Below are 16,201 nucleotides of genomic sequence, written 5' to 3'. Positions count from 1 at the left end.
GAGGCTCCGCCCGCGCCGGGCGCCGAGGCTCCGCCAGCCGGTGCCCCCGCCCCGGGTGCGCCGCCACCAGCGGCTCCCGCCGGGCCACCGGACCCGCGCAAGGATCTGGCGCAGCGGATCGCCTTCGAGAAGCAGCTGCGCCAGAGCACGAATCAGAACGTGCAGATTCTGGCCATCCAGTACCAGGCCGGTCGCTGCAACGACGACGACGTGCTCGCCGGTAACGACGACCCGAACCTGCCGCTGATCACCTGCTCCACCGATCACCAGTTCGTGTACCTGCTGGACAAGTCGATCATCAGCGGTGAGCAGATCAAGAGCGCATCGTCGACGTTCGACCAGCAGGGCGCCCGCTACGTGGTCGACATCGAATTCAAGAGCGACGCCGCCGACGTCTGGGCCAACTTCACGGCCGCGAACATCGGCACGCAGACGGCGTTCACGCTGGACTCGCAGGTCGTGTCCGCGCCCGAGATCCAGGAAGCGATTCCCGGCGGACGCACTCAAGTCACCGGACAGTTCACCGCCGACTCCGCCCGTGAGCTGGCAAACGTACTCAAGTACGGCTCGCTGCCGTTGTCGTTCGAATCCTCGGAGGCTGAAACCGTCTCCGCCACACTGGGATTGACGTCGCTGCGGGCCGGCATGATTGCCGGCGCCATCGGTCTGGCCCTGGTGCTGCTGTACTCGCTGCTGTACTACCGGATCCTGGGCCTGTTGGTGGCGTTGTCACTGGTCGCCTCGGGCGCCATGGTGTTCGCCATCCTGGTGCTACTCGGGAGATACATCGGCTACACGCTCGACCTATCCGGTATCGCGGGTTTGATCATCGGTATCGGTACTACCGCCGACTCGTTCGTGGTGTTCTTCGAGCGCATCAAGGACGAGATACGGGAAGGTCGCTCGTTCCGGTCGGCGGTGCCCCGCGGTTGGGCCCGGGCCCGCAAGACGATCCTCTCGGGTAACGCCGTGACCTTCCTCGCGGCCGCGGTCCTCTACGTCCTGGCCGTCGGCCAGGTGAAGGGCTTCGCATTCACCCTCGGCCTGACCACCATCCTCGACGTCGTGGTGGTGTTCTTGGTGACCTGGCCGCTGGTGTACCTGGCCTCCAAGTCGCCGACCATGGCCAAACCGGCGCTCAACGGCCTTGGCGCCGTGCAGCAGATCGCCCGGGAACGCCGGGCCGCCGCACATTCGACGGGACGGGGGTAAGCGCATGGCTGACAACGGAGACGACAAAGACACCACCGGCGACATCACCGGCGATACCGACGTCGAGCTGACGGAATCCGGCGCGACCGAACTCACCGACAATGCCGACCTGCCACGCCATGGGTTCTTCACTCGGCTGTACACCGGCACCGGGGCCTTCGAGGTCATCGGTAAGCGCAAGATGTGGTTCGGGATCAGCGGTGCGATGGTCGTCATCGCCATTGCCAGCATCCTGATCCGCGGTTTCACCTTCGGTATCGACTTCGAGGGCGGCACGAAAGTGTCGATGCCCGCAGTCGGTGGCTCCGGCCAGGTCACCACTCAGCAGGTCGAGGACGTGTTCAGCCAGACCCTTGGCAGGGCGCCCGAGTCGGTCGTCGTGGTCGGCAGCGGCGCCTCTGCGACGGTGCAGATCCGCTCGGAAACCCTGAACAACGACGAAACCAGCAAGCTGCGCGATGCGTTGTTCGACAAGTTCCAGCCGCGCACCGACTCCGGCGAGATCAGCAAGCAGGCGATCAGCGACTCGGCGGTGTCCGAGACGTGGGGCGGCCAGATCACCAACAAGGCGCTGCTGGCCCTGCTCGTCTTCGTGGTGATCGTCACCATCTACATCACGTTCCGCTATGAGCGGTACATGGCGATCGCCGCACTGGCCACGATGTTCTTCGACCTCGCCATTACGGCCGGGGTCTACTCGCTGGTCGGTTTCGAGGTCACGCCGGCCACGGTCATCGGCCTGCTGACCATCCTGGGTTTCTCGCTCTATGACACCGTCATCGTCTTCGACAAGGTCGAGGAGAACACCCACGGATTCGAGCACACCACCCGGCGAACCTTCGCCGAGCAGGCCAACCTCGCGGTCAACCAGACGTTCATGCGCTCGATCAACACCAGCCTGATCTCGCTGTTGCCGATCCTCGCGCTGATCGTCGTCGCGGTCTGGCTGCTCGGCGTGGGCACGCTCAAGGACCTGGCGCTGGTGCAGCTGGTGGGCGTCATCGTCGGCACCTACTCGTCGATCTTCTTCGCCACCCCGTTGTTGGTGTCGATGCGGGAACGCACCGACATGGTCAAGACGCACAGCCGGCGAGTGACCAACCGGCGCAACAAGGCGACCGGTCCGGCGTCGGCCTTGGTGATCGGAGACGACAGCGCCGACAGCGAAGCGGTGGCTGCGATCAGCGGCGCCTCGGCCCGCAGCACAGCGGGGGCCGTCGTGTCGGCGCCGAGCAAACCAGCACCCGGGGTCCGGCCGTCGAGACCGACGGCCAGTCGCACCGGGCGCCCGACGGGTAAACGAAACACCCGGCGCGGATAACCGCCATGGGTGCCAGGAGCCGGGGCAGAAGTGCCGTCGCGGTGGCGGCAATCGCGGCGTTGTTGGGGGCGATGGGATTGACGTCCTGCTCGCAGGGCGCGGCCGATCAGATCAACTACGCCGTCGACGGCAGCCTGGTCACCTACAACACCAACACCGTCAACGGGGCAGCATCCGGTGGGCCCCAGGCGCTGGCGCGGGTGCTGACCGGTTTCGGCTACCACGGCCCGGACGGCCAGGTCGTCGCCGATCACGACTTCGGGTCGATCTCGGTCGTCGGGCGTGAGCCGCTGGTGCTGGACTATCAGATCGCCGACAACGCGGTGTACTCCGACGGCAAACCCGTCACCTGCGACGACATGGTGCTGACCTGGGCCGCGCAGTCGGGCCGATTCCCGGCGTTCGACTCCGCGAACCGGGCCGGCTACATCGACATGGGAAGCATCGATTGTCAGCCGGGGCAGAAGAAGGCCAGAGTCTCGTTCGCGATCGACCGCAACTTCGCCGACTACTCCCAGCTGTTCACGGCGACATCGATGATGCCCTCACATGTCATCGCCGACGAGCTCGGCCTCGGCGACGGCGGGATCGTCAACGCCATCCAGACCGGCAACATGCCGGTGGTCGACCAGATCGCCCAGGTGTGGAACACCACCTGGGACCTCAAGCCTGGTATCGACGCCAAGCAGTTCCCGTCGTCGGGCCCCTACAAGATCGACGCGGTGCAGGACAACGGCGCGATCGTGCTCACCGCGAACGACAAGTGGTGGGGCGCCAAACCCCTGACAAAGCGAATCACGGTGTGGCCCCGTGGAATCGACGTCCAGGACCGGATCAATGACGGCACCTTCGATGTCGTCGACATCGCGGCCGGATCGTCGGGAACTCTGACCACCCCTGACAACTACAGCCGCACCGAGACGTCGTCGGCGGGAATCGAGCAGCTGATCATGTCCGGCCAGGGTCCGATGGCGGCGCTCCCGGCCCGGCAGGCGCTGGCGCTGTGCACCCCCCGTGACATCATCGCCCGCAACGCCGAGGTACCGATTTCCAACGCCCGGTTGAACCCGGCGACCGAGGATGCGCTGTCGCAGGCCGAGTCGGTAGCCGAGGGCGGCCGCTTCAGTGTCGCCAACCCCGATGCGGCGCGCAATGTGCTCGGCGCCAAGCCGTTGGCCGTGCGGATCGGGTACCAGACGCCGAACGCCCGGCTGGCTGCGACGGTCGGTTCGATCGCCAAGGCGTGCGGCCCTGCGGGTATCACCGTCACCGATGCTGCCTCGGATACCGTTGGGCCGCAAAGCCTCCGCGACGGTCAGATCGATGCCCTGCTGGCCAGTACCGGCGGAGCCACCGGCAGCGGGTCCTCGGGTTCGTCGACGGTCGATTCGTATGCGTTCTTCAGCGGCGACGGGGACAACCTGTCGCGCTACAACAACAATCAGATCGACGGAATCATCAGCGCGCTGGCCGTCACCGTCGATCCCAAGGAGCAGGCACGGTTACTCGGTGAGGGCGCCCCGGTGCTGTGGGCCGATATGCCGACGCTGCCGCTGTACCGTCAACAGCGCACTCTGCTGGCATCGAAGAAGATGTTCGCGGTGAGCAGTAATCCGACCCGCTGGGGTGCCGGCTGGAACATGGATCGATGGGTGCTGAAGCAATGACGTCGAGTCGATCGGTCGCCGATCTCATCACCGCACTCACCCGTGAGGTCGCCGACTTTCCCGAACCGGGCATCCAGTTCAAGGATCTGACGCCGCTGCTCGCCGATGCGCGGGGGCTGGCGATCGTGACCGATGCGCTCGCCGAGATCGCGTCGGGCGCCGACCTGGTCGCCGGTATCGACGCCCGCGGCTTCCTGCTGGGCGCTGCGGTCGCTCTCAAACTCGGGACCGGGGTGCTCGCTATCCGTAAAGGTGGCAAGCTGCCGCCGCCGGTGCACTCGCAGACCTATCAGCTGGAGTACGGCACCGCCACGCTCGAGATCCCCGCCGACGGTATCGATCTCGCGGGACGCAAGGTGGTGATCGTCGACGACGTGCTGGCCACCGGCGGAACCTTGGCCGCCGCGTATCGGTTGTTGCTTGCCGGCGGGGCGAACGTGACCTCTGCGGCGGTTGTCCTGGAGTTGTCGGCCCTGCCGGGCCGGGCGGCTGTTGCGCCGCTGCCGGTCACGAGTCTTCAGCTGATCTGACCGCTCCGCAGGCCGATTCCAGCCCTGGCCCGGGGTGTCGCCTGACGGTCAGATGTACAGCGCATGTACATGTGCAGCACAGTGTCTGCGCGTCTTTCGCTTGCGTCAATTCCTTTGATTCAATTCGCCCATCCGCATCCGTGCGCACACGTTGGTCGAGAGGTTGGGCGAGAGTCGATGGGTTTGAGGCTGGGTTTGAACAGATCTGCTTCGTGGGGCACAGCACTGACGTTGGGTCTTGGGCTGGGCGTCGCGACCCTGACGACATCTGCAGTGGCGAGTGCCGAGCCCTCGGATACCGGCTCGGCGTCGGCTCCGTCTTCGGTGTCTTCGGCCTCGGGAGCCAAGGCGAAGGCCAAAACTGCTGTGCCCAAGTCGCATTCGGCATCTGCGCGGCAGGCGGCGAGCGCGGGCAGCCCGGCTGCGGCGGGGGTGGTCAAGACGTCAAACGTCAAATCCACCGCCACCGCCACCGCCACCGCCACCGCCACCGCTGACGCGCCGACCGGTGACGCACCCAGCGGTGACGCTGCCGCCGGGCCCCCAACTGCGGTCCAGGCCTCGGCGACCAGGCCACGGATCACGAAGCCGGTGACTGCCGCGCCGTCGACAACCATCCCCACCCCTGCCGAGCCACTGCTGGATCCGGTCACCCTGGTGCGGGTAGTCGTGGACAGCGTCGTTGCCCAGGCCGCGGGCATTCTCGGATATGGACCGGTCAGCGCCGACAATCCCATTCAACCGCTCCTGCCGCTGCGCACCATGATCGAGGACGCATTCGCCGCGTTCCGGCGCGCAACGAATGTCGGATCCACGAACGAAACGCCGGCGCTCGACCCAAAGCAGTTGTACGAGTTCGTCACCGGCGAGGTCATCGGTGACCTGCTGCCGTCGGATGCCAACGGCGACCCGCTGACCTATCTGGTCGTGCAGGGCCCGACCAACGGCACCCTGACGGTCAACGCCAACGGCACCTACTACTACAAGCCGAACCACGACTTCGCCGAGACGGGCGGCACCGACACCTTCGTCATCGTCGCCGATGACGGCCGGCAGGGCGAGACCGTGGTTCCCGTCAACGTCTCGGTGGCCCCCACCTTGGGCGTGACGGAGTCCTTCTGGTTCCGCAACTACACCCTGGCGCCGCTGAAGTTCACCGGCTACGCCGGCACCACCGGCGATCTGGATTCTGGCCCGGCGGTCGGTACCGTGATCCTGCCCGGCGGGGAAGCCAACTGGAATGTCACGTGGTACCTGTTCAGCTCCGGATCGATCACTACGCAGTTCGCCACTGTGGGATTCGGCGCGACCCCGTCCAATCCCGGGTTCGTCCCGGCCGGTATCGGCAGCACCTATCAGGTGTCGTTCAAGACGAATTCGCGGGACACGGAGTGCTCATCCGGGGCGGGCGGCCAGTGCAGCGTCCCCAACGATCGGCTGGCCATCGCTCTGGACAAGGGCAATCCCGTCGTCACGCTCAACGCCGCGGACGCGGCCAAGATCGCCGCGGTCCTTCCTGGGATCTGCTATGACGGCTCGCAGGCGTCGTGCAGCTACAACGCGATCAGCGAGGTGGAGGGTTTCAGTCCGGTACGGACGATCGGCACCCCGGTGACCAACACGACGCAAACCCCGACGACCTACAGCATCGGCATCGCTGACCAGGTCGGGCAGAGCGACAGTGTCGGAATCAGCGTCAAGCTTTCGGGTGGGGCGTTGGCCAAGCTTGCGTCGCTGATCAACATCGAGATCACGGCCAACTATGGGCACCAGTGGACCAGCCAGCACACTTTCACCCAGACGATGACGGTCCCGGTGGCCGCCGGCTACACCTCCTGGATCGAAGGGTCGGTGCCGGTATGGCGGGTGACCGGCGACTTCACCGTCAAGATAGGTAATTCGACCTACCAGCTCAACGGCGCGACCTTTGATACGCCCAATCCGAACGCCCCCGGCAGCTACGTCATCAGGACCAAACCGATCGGTGCGGTCGGTGACGGGGTGGTTGTCGGGTCAGAGCAGGTCTGAGGTCACCGGTCACCCTGAACCGGACACGCCGACCACTCGGTTGCCCAAGTAGAGATATCCTCGAAGTCGTTCCGATGGCGAGGAGGTGACGGCGTGGCTGAGGACTGGGCTGGGCCGGCCACCGCGCCGATGCCGGTGGCGGAGATCCCACTGACCGAGTCGCCGCCTGCGGAGACCCCCAAGGCCGCCAGTAGCGCGTCCCGGCGTGTCCGCGCCCGGCTGGCGCGCCGGATGACCGCCCAGCGCAGCGCCATCAACCCGGTGCTCGAGCCGCTCGTCGCGGTGCACCGGGAGATCTACCCCAAAGCCGATCTGGCGCTGCTCCAGCGCGCCTACGCGGTGGCCGAAGAACGCCACGCCACCCAGCTGCGTCGCTCCGGTGACCCGTACATCACCCACCCCCTGGCGGTCGCCAACATCCTGGCCGAACTCGGGATGGACACCACCACGCTGGTGGCCGCCTTGCTGCACGACACCGTCGAGGACACCGGTTACACCCTCGAAGCGCTGACCGCCGAATTCGGTGACGAGGTTGGCCATCTGGTCGATGGGGTCACGAAGTTGGACCGGGTGGTCCTGGGCACCGCCGCCGAGGGCGAGACGATCCGCAAGATGATCATCGCGATGGCCAGGGATCCACGGGTACTGGTGATCAAGGTGGCCGACCGGCTGCACAATATGCGCACGATGCGCTTCCTCCCGCCGGAGAAGCAGGCGCGTAAGGCCCGCGAGACGCTGGAAGTCATTGCGCCGCTGGCACATCGGCTCGGTATGGCCACGGTGAAATGGGAGCTGGAAGATCTCTCGTTCGCGATTCTGCACCCGAAGAAGTACGAGGAGATCGTCCGGCTGGTCGCCGATCGCGCACCGTCGCGTGACACCTACCTGGCGAAGGTCCGTTCCGAGATCAACGCCACCTTGAGCGCATCGAAGATCAACGCCGTCGTCGAGGGCCGGCCCAAGCATTACTGGTCGATCTACCAGAAGATGATCGTCAAGGGCCGCGATTTCGACGATATCCACGACCTGGTCGGGGTGCGGATCCTGTGCGAGGAGATCCGCGATTGCTACGCCGCCGTGGGCGTGGTGCATTCACTGTGGCAGCCGATGGCCGGGCGGTTCAAGGACTACATCGCCCAGCCGCGCTTCGGTGTCTACCAGTCGCTGCACACGACGGTCGTCGGTCCCGAAGGAAAACCGCTGGAAGTGCAGATCCGTACCATCGATATGCACAAAACCGCGGAATACGGCATCGCCGCCCACTGGCGCTACAAAGAAGTCAAGGGCCGCAACGGAGTTCCCACCGGGCACGCCGCCACCGAGATCGACGACATGGCCTGGATGCGTCAGCTCCTCGACTGGCAGCGGGAAGCCGCGGACCCCGGTGAGTTCCTGGAGTCGTTACGGTATGACCTGGCGGTCCAGGAGATCTTCGTCTTCACCCCCAAAGGCGACGTCATCACGCTGCCTGCGGGTTCGACACCGGTGGACTTCGCCTATGCCGTGCACACCGAAGTCGGCCATCGCTGCATCGGAGCACGGGTCAACGGCCGTCTGGTCGCGCTGGAGCGCAAGCTCGAAAATGGCGAAGTAGTCGAGGTTTTCACCTCCAAGGCGATGAATGCCGGCCCCTCACGGGACTGGCAGGGTTTCGTGGTTTCGCCGCGGGCCAAGGCCAAGATCCGGCAGTGGTTCGCCAAGGAGCGTCGCGAAGAGGCGCTGGAATCAGGCAAAGATGCGATCGCCCGCGAGGTGCGTCGCGGTGGACTTCCGTTGCAGCGCTTGATGAACGGCGATTCGATGAGCGCGCTGGCCCGCGAATTGCGCTACGTCGACGTCTCAGCGCTCTACACCGCGGTCGGCGAAGGGCATATCTCGGCGCGCCACGTGGTGCAGCGACTGCTGGCGACCCTCGGCGGTGCTGATGACGCCGAGGACGAAATCGCCGAGCGGTCGACACCGTCCACCACCCCGGTGCGGCAGCGCAGCAACGACGATGTCGGGGTCGCGGTGCCCGGCGCACCCGGTGTTCTGACTAAACTCGCCAAGTGCTGCACCCCGGTGCCCGGTGACGTGATCATGGGCTTCGTCACCCGCGGCGGCGGAGTCAGCGTGCACCGAACCGACTGCACCAATGCGTCGTCACTGCAGGATCAGTCCGAGCGGATCATCGAGGTCAAGTGGGCGCCGTCGCCGTCATCGGTGTTCCTGGTGGCCATTCAGGTCGAGGCGCTCGATCGGCACCGGTTGCTCTCCGACGTGACGCGGGTGCTGGCGGACGAAAAGGTCAACATTCTGTCGGCGTCGGTCACTACGTCCGATGACCGGGTGGCGATCAGTCGGTTCACCTTCGAGATGGGCGACCCGAAGCATCTCGGGCACGTGCTCAACGTGGTGCGCAACGTCGAGGGCGTGTACGACGTCTACCGGGTGACCAGCGCAGCGTGAGCGTCGCCGGCTAGTTCAGTTCCATCGACGTGATCTTCACCGGCATCGCCGGCTTACCGTCCTTGTTGCCGCCGGTGACCCCGGCTGCGGCGATCTGGTCGACGGGAGCCATCCCGGTCTCGTCGACGGAGCCGAACACGGTGTAGGTCGGGGGGAGTTTGGAATCGGCGTAGACGATGAAGAACTGACTGCCGTTGGTGTTGGGTCCCGCGTTGGCCATCGCGAGGGTTCCCCGCGGGTACAGCAGCGGAACGGTCAGCGCCTTATCGTCGGGTGGGTACTGATCGGCGGGGTATTCGTCGGCGAAGGTGTACCCGGGGCCGCCCGTGCCGGTGCCGGTGGGGTCGCCACACTGCAGGACCGACAGCGACTTGTTCGCGGTCAGCCGGTGGCAGCTGGTGCCGTCGAAGTACTTCTGTGCCGCCAGGCTGATGAAACTGTTGACCGTGCAGGGCGATTCGCCGTTGTTGAGTTCAAGTCCGATGGCGCCCTTGTCGGTCGTCATCGTCACCAGGACGTTGGCCGGGGTAGTCGGCACCTTGCCGCTGCGCGGCGGTTTCACCGGCCTGCTCGCCGGTGTGGTCGTCGGCGGATACGCGCAGTTGGCGCCCAGCCCCGCAGGCGGAGTGAATTCGGGCAGTTTGTCGATGTTCAAGTCGGGTGTCGGGTAGGCCGTGTAGCCGGGGCGTCCGGGGTACCCGCCGTTGAGCCGGTCGATGTTCTGGCCCACCCACGCGACGAACAACAGCATGAAGACCAGCGCGATGATCGACACGAACGTGATCAGGTAACCCACGATCAGTCCCGCGATCGCCAGCCCGCGGCCGTCCTCGCCGCTCTTCTTGATCTGTGAGAGCGAGATGTGTCCGAAGATGACGCCGAGCGGCGCCAGGACGAATGCGCAGACGATCGACGCGATGGCCATGGCATTGGTCGGGCGCGGCCCGGCGTAGGGCGGCGGGTACGGCGGTTGGGGGTACGGCGATTGACCGGGGTACGGCTGGCCGGGATACGGCTGACCCGCGTACGGCTCGCCGGGGTACGGGTATGAGTAGGTCTGGGGGTACGGCTGGGCCCAGTCGTCGCCGGTTGGCACAGGCTCAGGCTCGCCGTACGGCGGCGGGACCGTCATCAGATCTAGTCGAGTGCGATCGACTTGATCGTGACGTCGTTCTTCGGCTTGCCGTCCGGGCCACCGTCTGCCGTGCCCGCCGCGGCGATCTTGTCGAGCGTCGCCAACCCGGTCGCGTCGATCGTGCCGAACGCGGTGTACTGCGGCGGCAGCTGGGAATCCTTGTAGACCAGGAAGAACTGGCTGCCGTTGGTGCCTGGGCCGGCGTTGGCCATGGCCAGGGTGCCACGGGGATAGATCACCGGCTGCTGCAGGCCGGGATCGCCCGCCGGGTACTGATCAGTCGGGTACTCGTTGGCGTACTGATAGCCGGGACCGCCGGTGCCCTGCCCGGTCGGGTCACCACATTGCAGCACCGCCAGGCTGTCCGACGTCGTCAGCCGGTGGCACGGGGTGTTGTCGAAGTAGTTCTGCGATGCCAGGCTGGCGAAGCTGTTCACCGTGCACGGCGCCTTGGCGTTGTCGAGTTGCAGGCCGATGTTGCCCTGGTTGGTGCTCATGCTGGCGCTGATCTCGCCGGGATCGGTGGGTACCTTGCCGGTGCGCGGCGGTTTGTTCGGCTTGCTGGCTGCCTCTGCGGCCGGGTACTGGCAGTTGGCGCCGGTCGAGGCCGACGGGGTGAACGCCGGCAACTTGCCGGTGGCCGGCGGGGCGGCGGTCGGGCCACCGTCGGGGGCCGGCGCTGCCGAGGTCGGGGTGCTGGAATCGGCCGACGCGGTCGCGGCACCCGAATCTTTATGGGTGACGAAGTACGTGCCGGCGGCGGCGGCGATCACCACGACCACGGCGACGACGCCGCCGATGATCGTCATCGTCCTGCGCTTGCGCTCCTGCTCAGCTCGGCGCTCCAGCTGCCGCTCGAGTTTGCGCTTGGCTGTCTCACGCCGTTGTTCGTTCGTCGGCACCGCGACTGTCCTCCAATAGCTCTGGCCGGATATCTCGCACCGAGTGTGCCAGTCGTACCTGAACAGAGGCGGGCCGACCCGCATGAACAGCAGATGGGAAACTGTTCGACGTGCTGATCACCGGGTTCGCTACTGGGGCCTCGGAGGCGAACTGTTATCTCCTCGCGCCGCGCTCCGGCGCCGAAGCCATCGTCATCGATCCGGGCGTGGATGTGGTGGCGACCCTGGACTACTACTTCGACGTCAACGAGCTGACGCCCGCTGCGGTGCTGTTGACCCACGGCCACCCCAGCCACACCGCATCGGTGACCGAATTGTGCGACGGTTGGGAGGTCCCGGCCTATCTGCACGCGGCCGACCGTTCACTGCTCGCTGACCAGCATGGCGGCCTGCCGGAACAGATCATCGACATCGCCGATGCCGCGGAGCTGCGGATCGCCGATATCCTCGTCACGGTTGATCACACCCCTGGCCACACCGCCGGTTCGGTGGTGTTTCGGGTGACCGCCGAATCCGACGAAGGCGACGTCGGCGTGGCGTTCACCGGCGACACGCTGCTGTGCCGGACCATCGGGCGAGGCGACAACCCTGGCGAAGACCTGCGGCAGGTACTGGCTTCGATCAGGGCAAAACTGATGGTGCTCGATGACAAAACCGTGGTACTACCTGGTCACGGCATATCCACCACGATCGGCGCCGAGCGCCGGTTCAACCCGTATCTCAAAAGGATGACGTGAGCGAGTCGCAGTCTTTTCGAGCCCCCAAGGGCATACCCGACTACCTGCCGCCGGATTCGGCACAGTTCGTCGCCGTGCGTGACGGTCTGTTGGCTGCCGCGCGGCTGGCCGGCTACGGCGATGTGGAGTTGCCGATCTTCGAGGAGACCGCACTGTTTGCGCGCGGTGTCGGTGAGTCCACGGATGTGGTTTCCAAGGAGATGTACACCTTCGCCGATCGTGGCGAGCGGTCGGTGACGCTGCGCCCGGAAGGCACCGCCGGGGTGATGCGCGCGGTCATCGAGCATGGACTCGATCGCGGCGCGTTACCGGTCAAACTCTGCTACTCGGGTCCCTTCTTCCGCTACGAGCGGCCGCAGGCCGGTCGGTACCGGCAGCTTCAACAGGTTGGAGTCGAAGCGATCGGCGTCGACGACCCCGCCTTGGATGCCGAGGTGATCGCCATCGCCGACGCCGGGTTCCGGTCCTTGGGCCTCGACGGGTTCCGCCTGGAGATCACCTCGCTCGGCGATGACAGCTGCCGACCGGCGTACCGCGAGTTGCTGCAGGAATTCCTCTTCGGCCTCGACCTTGACGAGGTCACCCGGGCGCGCGCCCAGATCAATCCGCTGCGGGTGCTCGACGACAAACGGCCGGAGATCAAGGAGATGACCGCTGAGGCGCCGTTGATGCTCGACCATCTCTCCGAAGACGCCAAAGAGCATTTCGACTCGGTCCTGGGCTACCTCGACGCCCTCGCTGTGCCCTATGTGATCAATCCCCGGATGGTGCGCGGGCTGGACTACTACACCAAGACGACGTTCGAGTTCGTGCATGACGGGCTCGGTGCGCAGTCCGGGATCGGCGGCGGCGGCCGCTACGACGGCTTGATGAGTCAACTCGGCGGGCAGGACCTGTCCGGGATCGGGTTCGGTCTCGGCGTGGATCGCACGATGCTCGCGCTCAAGGCCGAGGGCAAGACGGTCGGGTCGCCCGCCCGGGTCGACGTGTTCTGTGTTCCGCTGGGGGAGCAGGCCAAGCTTGCGCTCGTGAAGGTGGCCGCGTCGCTGCGGTCGTCGGGTGTGCGGGTTGATCTGGCCTACGGCGATCGCGGGGTCAAGGGTGCGATGCGCGCTGCCGACCGCTCAGGTGCGACGCTGGCACTGGTCGCCGGCGACCGCGATATCGAGGCAGGCACCATCGGTGTCAAGAACCTGTCGACCGGCGAGCAAGTCGATGTCGCCGCGGATACGGTTGTCGCCGAGGTGATTTCGCGTTTCGGCTAGACGCGTTGAATGCCGACTGGGTGCCTGTCCCAACGGCGGTGGCCCGGCCGGCGGTGGCCCGGACGCCGGGTGCGCCCTCCGATTTCGCGGTTTGCGGAGGTGCGCAATCCATGGGTTTTGCCCTGATCTGTTCACCGTGGACCGGTGGGCCGGCCCCAGGCACGGCAGACGGGGATGTAACGCTCCGGTACCGTCGAGGGATATGACGAACATGGGACATGCGAAGGGCAGAGTCGGAGCAATCGTCGGTACGGCAGCATTGGTAGCCGCCGCGGGATGTGTAGCCAGCCAGGCCACAGCGATGGCCGATCCGGCCGGCCACCAGGTGACATACACCCTCACCTCGGCGGGGGACGCCGACTTCCAGCTCTTCTATCTGACGTCACAACCTCCGAACAAGGCGGCCTACAACGCCGACGCGTACTCCTTCGTCAAGCAGGAGCCGATTCATCTGACGGCCGGTCAGCCGTGGACCTTCACCACCACGCTTGCGGATCCTCAGTGGGCCATTCTCACAGTGAGCAGCACGACGCACGGCGGCCAAGCTGCCCCGAATCCGCACTGCGACATCGCCATCGACGGGCAGATCGCAGTGGCCCAGGACGGTCCCTACAACCTTCAGTGCCAGCTCGGCCAGTGGTGACACGGCCGCCCCGCGCAGCAGTGTCGGGCTGAGTTCAGTGGCCATCCGGGCCGCCGTGGGGGACGCGCAGTCCACCGCGGCGGCCCTCTTTTGTGGGGCAGGTGTAAGCTCGAGGTGTTAGTGCCGCCGGCCCCGACGCGAAAAATTCGTCGCACTTCCGGCCAGGCGGGCTCAAAAGTCTGGAATACCTTTAAATCAAAGGAATTGATCTATGGATGACAGCAACCTTTTTTCGCATCCCGTCGTCAACGAGCCGATTTCGTCGAGCGATATCGTCGATCGCCCGGTGAATACGTCGCTCTTCTCCGATTCTGCGAACTCGACCACGCCGAACGCGGGTCCGAAGCCGAGCTGAGGCTCGGCTTCGGCCGCGTGCGCAGTGCGAATCGCACCTCACTAGCTGCAAAACGACCTATGGGCCGACTGGGAATGAATTCCCGGCCGGCCCATAGGTTTTGAAGCTCAGACTGCGGTGACTCCAGTTGCCTGGGGGCCCTTGGCGCCCTGGCCGACCTGGAACTCGACCCGCTGGTTCTCCTCGAGCGAACGGAATCCGCTGCCCTGGATCTCAGAATAGTGGACGAAGACATCCGCGCTGCCGTCGTCGGGTGCGATGAAGCCGAAGCCCTTTTCGCCGTTAAACCATTTCACAGTTCCCTGTGTCATATTCTTGTACTTACTTTCACTTGAATGAGAATGCAGAAAGCATCCTTGAAAAATTTTAGCACGTAGTCCATAGATGGGGAAGCGGGCGGCCAAACTCGCGGATCCGCCGGGCATCCTTGACAGTGGATCGAACATATGTTCGCATTGCTCTATGCGGTGGGCTGCCCAGGGAGTGGATGTTGACGACGGTGCGCTGCCCGGCCTGAAGCGGATCGGTTTCGTTCGCAGTGTCCGCACCCCGCAGTTCGACGGCATCACCTTCCATGAGGTGCTGTGCAAATCGGCACTGAACAAGGTTCCGGATGCTTCGATGCTGCCGTTTCGCTACACCGTCAACGGTTACCGCGGGTGCTCACACGCCTGTCGATACTGTTTCGCCAGGCCGACGCACGAATACCTGGATCTGAACTCCGGCAACGACTTTGACACCGAAATCGTGGTCAAGACGAACGTCGTCGAGGTGCTGCGCCGAGAAGTGTGCCGGCCGTCGTGGCGGCGTGAGACCGTCGCACTGGGCACCAATACCGATCCATACCAGCGGGCCGAGGGTCGATACGCGCTGATGCCGGGAATCATTGGTGCCCTGGTCGATTCGGGTACGCCGATGTCGATTCTGACCAAGGGCACCCTGTTGCGCAGAGATCTGCCGCAACTGGTGGATGCGGCACGGCGGGTGCCGGTGTCGGTGTCGGTGTCACTCGCCGTTGGCGATGCGCAGCTGCACCGAGATGTCGAACCGGGGACACCGACCCCGTCGGCCCGTCTCGCGCTGATCTCTGCGATCCGCGATGCCGGACTCGACTGCCAGGTGATGGTCGCACCGGTTTTGCCGCACCTGACCGATTCGGTCGAACACCTCGACACGCTGCTGGGTCAGATCGCCGCAGCGGGCGCCACCGGAGCGACGGTGTTCGGACTGCATCTGCGCGGCTCGACGCGAGGCTGGTTCATGTCATGGCTGGGAGCCTCGCACCCCGAACTCGTCGGCACATACCGGGACCTCTATCGGCGGGGTGCTTATCTGCCGCCTGGCTACCGCAACGCGCTGCGGGAACGGGTGCAGCCGTTACTGAGCGCTCACGGCCTCACGGGGGACCGGCGTCGCACTCAGCGGCCACCGGACAAAGAGCACGCCCCAATCGCCCCTTCCGCCGGGGCGCTGCAGGACACGCTTTTCTAGCGTCAGTCCTTCGATGCCTGGGTGAAGGTCATGACGTCCATGTTCCAGTAGCCGCGCATGTTGGCGATCTGACCGGCGTCGTTGACGCGGTAGGTGAACACTCCGCGGACCTCGCTGGACAGGCCGCCCTCGAATTCGCTGCGCAGGATCAGGATGTGCGCGATTTCGTTGGGGGAGCTGGACGGGAACGTCTCCTCGCAGGTGATCCGCAGATTGTTGGTGGCGATGTTGGTGTCATAGAAGGCACGGACCGCCTCCTTGCCCCGCACACCGTTACCGTCCGGATTGGTGATCGCCTCGCCGATGGGGTCCTCGATCACCACATCGTCGGCCATCAGCGCGAGCCATGCTTCGCGGTCGTGCGACTGCACTGCCTTCCATGAGCCCTGCGATGCGGCGAGTGCGGGGGAAACGTCGGTCGTGGGCTGGCTCATGCATGCTCCTGAAGTTCGACTGCCGTGTGCAGT

General features: G+C 65.5%; 15 protein-coding genes. 10 read left to right on the top strand and 5 right to left on the bottom strand.

All coding sequences use genetic code 11. The annotated features are described in order from the left end of the window. The 4 genes from secD to H7J73_RS13460 all read left to right on the top strand — a co-directional run. Positions 1-1,212 (top strand): protein translocase subunit SecD (gene secD / locus H7J73_RS13475; protein WP_264067892.1); only part of this gene is annotated, 1,212 nt, incomplete at its 5' end. Positions 1,213-1,216: 4 nt separating this feature from the next. Then, positions 1,217-2,533 carry a protein translocase subunit SecF gene (gene secF / locus H7J73_RS13470; protein ID WP_264067891.1) on the top strand — a complete coding sequence of 439 codons (1,317 nt, stop codon included), beginning with the start codon at positions 1,217-1,219 and terminating at the stop codon, positions 2,531-2,533. Positions 2,534-2,538: 5 nt separating this feature from the next. Next, positions 2,539-4,200: an ABC transporter substrate-binding protein gene (locus tag H7J73_RS13465; protein WP_264067890.1), complete on the top strand. Its 1,662-nt coding sequence runs from the start codon at positions 2,539-2,541 to the stop codon at positions 4,198-4,200. Continuing rightward, positions 4,197-4,730: an adenine phosphoribosyltransferase gene (locus H7J73_RS13460; protein ID WP_264067935.1), complete on the top strand. Its 534-nt coding sequence runs from the start codon at positions 4,197-4,199 to the stop codon at positions 4,728-4,730. The genes H7J73_RS13465 and H7J73_RS13460 overlap by 4 nt, the downstream gene beginning before the upstream one ends. A gap of 119 nt (positions 4,731-4,849) precedes the next feature. Here H7J73_RS13460 and H7J73_RS13455 read toward each other — a convergent pair whose 3' ends face one another. Then, entirely contained in the window at positions 4,850-5,347 is a 498-nt protein-coding gene (locus H7J73_RS13455) for a hypothetical protein (protein WP_264067889.1), read from the bottom strand. On the opposite strand from H7J73_RS13455, the gene H7J73_RS13450 reads away from it, so the two are divergent. Further along, complete coding sequence (locus tag H7J73_RS13450; protein WP_264067888.1) at positions 5,322-6,758, top strand: cadherin-like domain-containing protein; 1,437 nt, start codon at positions 5,322-5,324, stop codon at positions 6,756-6,758. The two genes, H7J73_RS13455 and H7J73_RS13450, sit on opposite strands and share 26 nt — an antisense overlap. 129 nt (positions 6,759-6,887) lie before the next feature. After that, the gene (locus H7J73_RS13445) at positions 6,888-9,206 is read left to right on the top strand and encodes a RelA/SpoT family protein (protein ID WP_264067934.1); all 2,319 of its coding nucleotides are present in this window, start codon (positions 6,888-6,890) and stop codon (positions 9,204-9,206) included. Between the two features lie 10 nt (positions 9,207-9,216). Here H7J73_RS13445 and H7J73_RS13440 read toward each other — a convergent pair whose 3' ends face one another. Together H7J73_RS13440 and H7J73_RS13435 are read right to left on the bottom strand one after the other, a co-directional pair. After that, entirely contained in the window at positions 9,217-10,302 is a 1,086-nt protein-coding gene (locus tag H7J73_RS13440) for a peptidylprolyl isomerase (protein ID WP_264067887.1), read from the bottom strand. Positions 10,303-10,343: 41 nt separating this feature from the next. Continuing rightward, on the bottom strand, positions 10,344-11,243 hold the full coding sequence (locus tag H7J73_RS13435; RefSeq protein WP_264067886.1) for a peptidylprolyl isomerase: 900 nt from the start codon (positions 11,241-11,243) through the stop codon (positions 10,344-10,346). Between the two features lie 110 nt (positions 11,244-11,353). Between H7J73_RS13435 and H7J73_RS13430 the strand changes: the two genes are divergently transcribed. The 3 genes from H7J73_RS13430 (at position 11,354) to H7J73_RS13420 (ending at position 13,888) form a co-directional block, all read left to right on the top strand. Further along, a complete protein-coding gene (locus tag H7J73_RS13430) occupies positions 11,354-11,980 on the top strand; it encodes an MBL fold metallo-hydrolase (protein WP_264067885.1) in 627 nt (208 codons plus the stop codon). Next, on the top strand, positions 11,977-13,245 hold the full coding sequence (hisS, locus tag H7J73_RS13425; RefSeq protein ID WP_264067884.1) for a histidine--tRNA ligase: 1,269 nt from the start codon (positions 11,977-11,979) through the stop codon (positions 13,243-13,245). The genes H7J73_RS13430 and hisS overlap by 4 nt, the downstream gene beginning before the upstream one ends. 202 nt (positions 13,246-13,447) lie before the next feature. Next, positions 13,448-13,888 carry an Rv2576c family protein gene (locus H7J73_RS13420; protein ID WP_264067883.1) on the top strand — a complete coding sequence of 147 codons (441 nt, stop codon included), beginning with the start codon at positions 13,448-13,450 and terminating at the stop codon, positions 13,886-13,888. 462 nt (positions 13,889-14,350) lie between these two features. On the opposite strand, the gene H7J73_RS13415 is transcribed toward H7J73_RS13420, so the two are convergent. Further along, the gene (locus H7J73_RS13415; RefSeq protein ID WP_264067881.1) at positions 14,351-14,554 is read right to left on the bottom strand and encodes a cold-shock protein; all 204 of its coding nucleotides are present in this window, start codon (positions 14,552-14,554) and stop codon (positions 14,351-14,353) included. Between the two features lie 151 nt (positions 14,555-14,705). On the opposite strand from H7J73_RS13415, the gene H7J73_RS13410 reads away from it, so the two are divergent. After that, positions 14,706-15,734, top strand: coding sequence for an Rv2578c family radical SAM protein (locus tag H7J73_RS13410; protein WP_264067880.1), 1,029 nt, complete (start codon positions 14,706-14,708; stop codon positions 15,732-15,734). Between the two features lie 2 nt (positions 15,735-15,736). Here H7J73_RS13410 and H7J73_RS13405 read toward each other — a convergent pair whose 3' ends face one another. Beyond that, positions 15,737-16,168, bottom strand: a complete 432-nt coding sequence (locus H7J73_RS13405; RefSeq protein WP_264067879.1) for a nuclear transport factor 2 family protein — start codon at positions 16,166-16,168, stop codon at positions 15,737-15,739. Positions 16,169-16,201 lie beyond the last annotated feature (33 nt).

This window comes from Mycolicibacterium komossense (assembly GCF_025822605.1).
In the GTDB taxonomy this organism is placed as follows: domain Bacteria; phylum Actinomycetota; class Actinomycetes; order Mycobacteriales; family Mycobacteriaceae; genus Mycobacterium; species Mycobacterium komossense.
The sequence above is the reverse complement of the archived record's forward strand: the minus strand, read 5'-3'. Positions and strand labels throughout refer to the sequence as shown.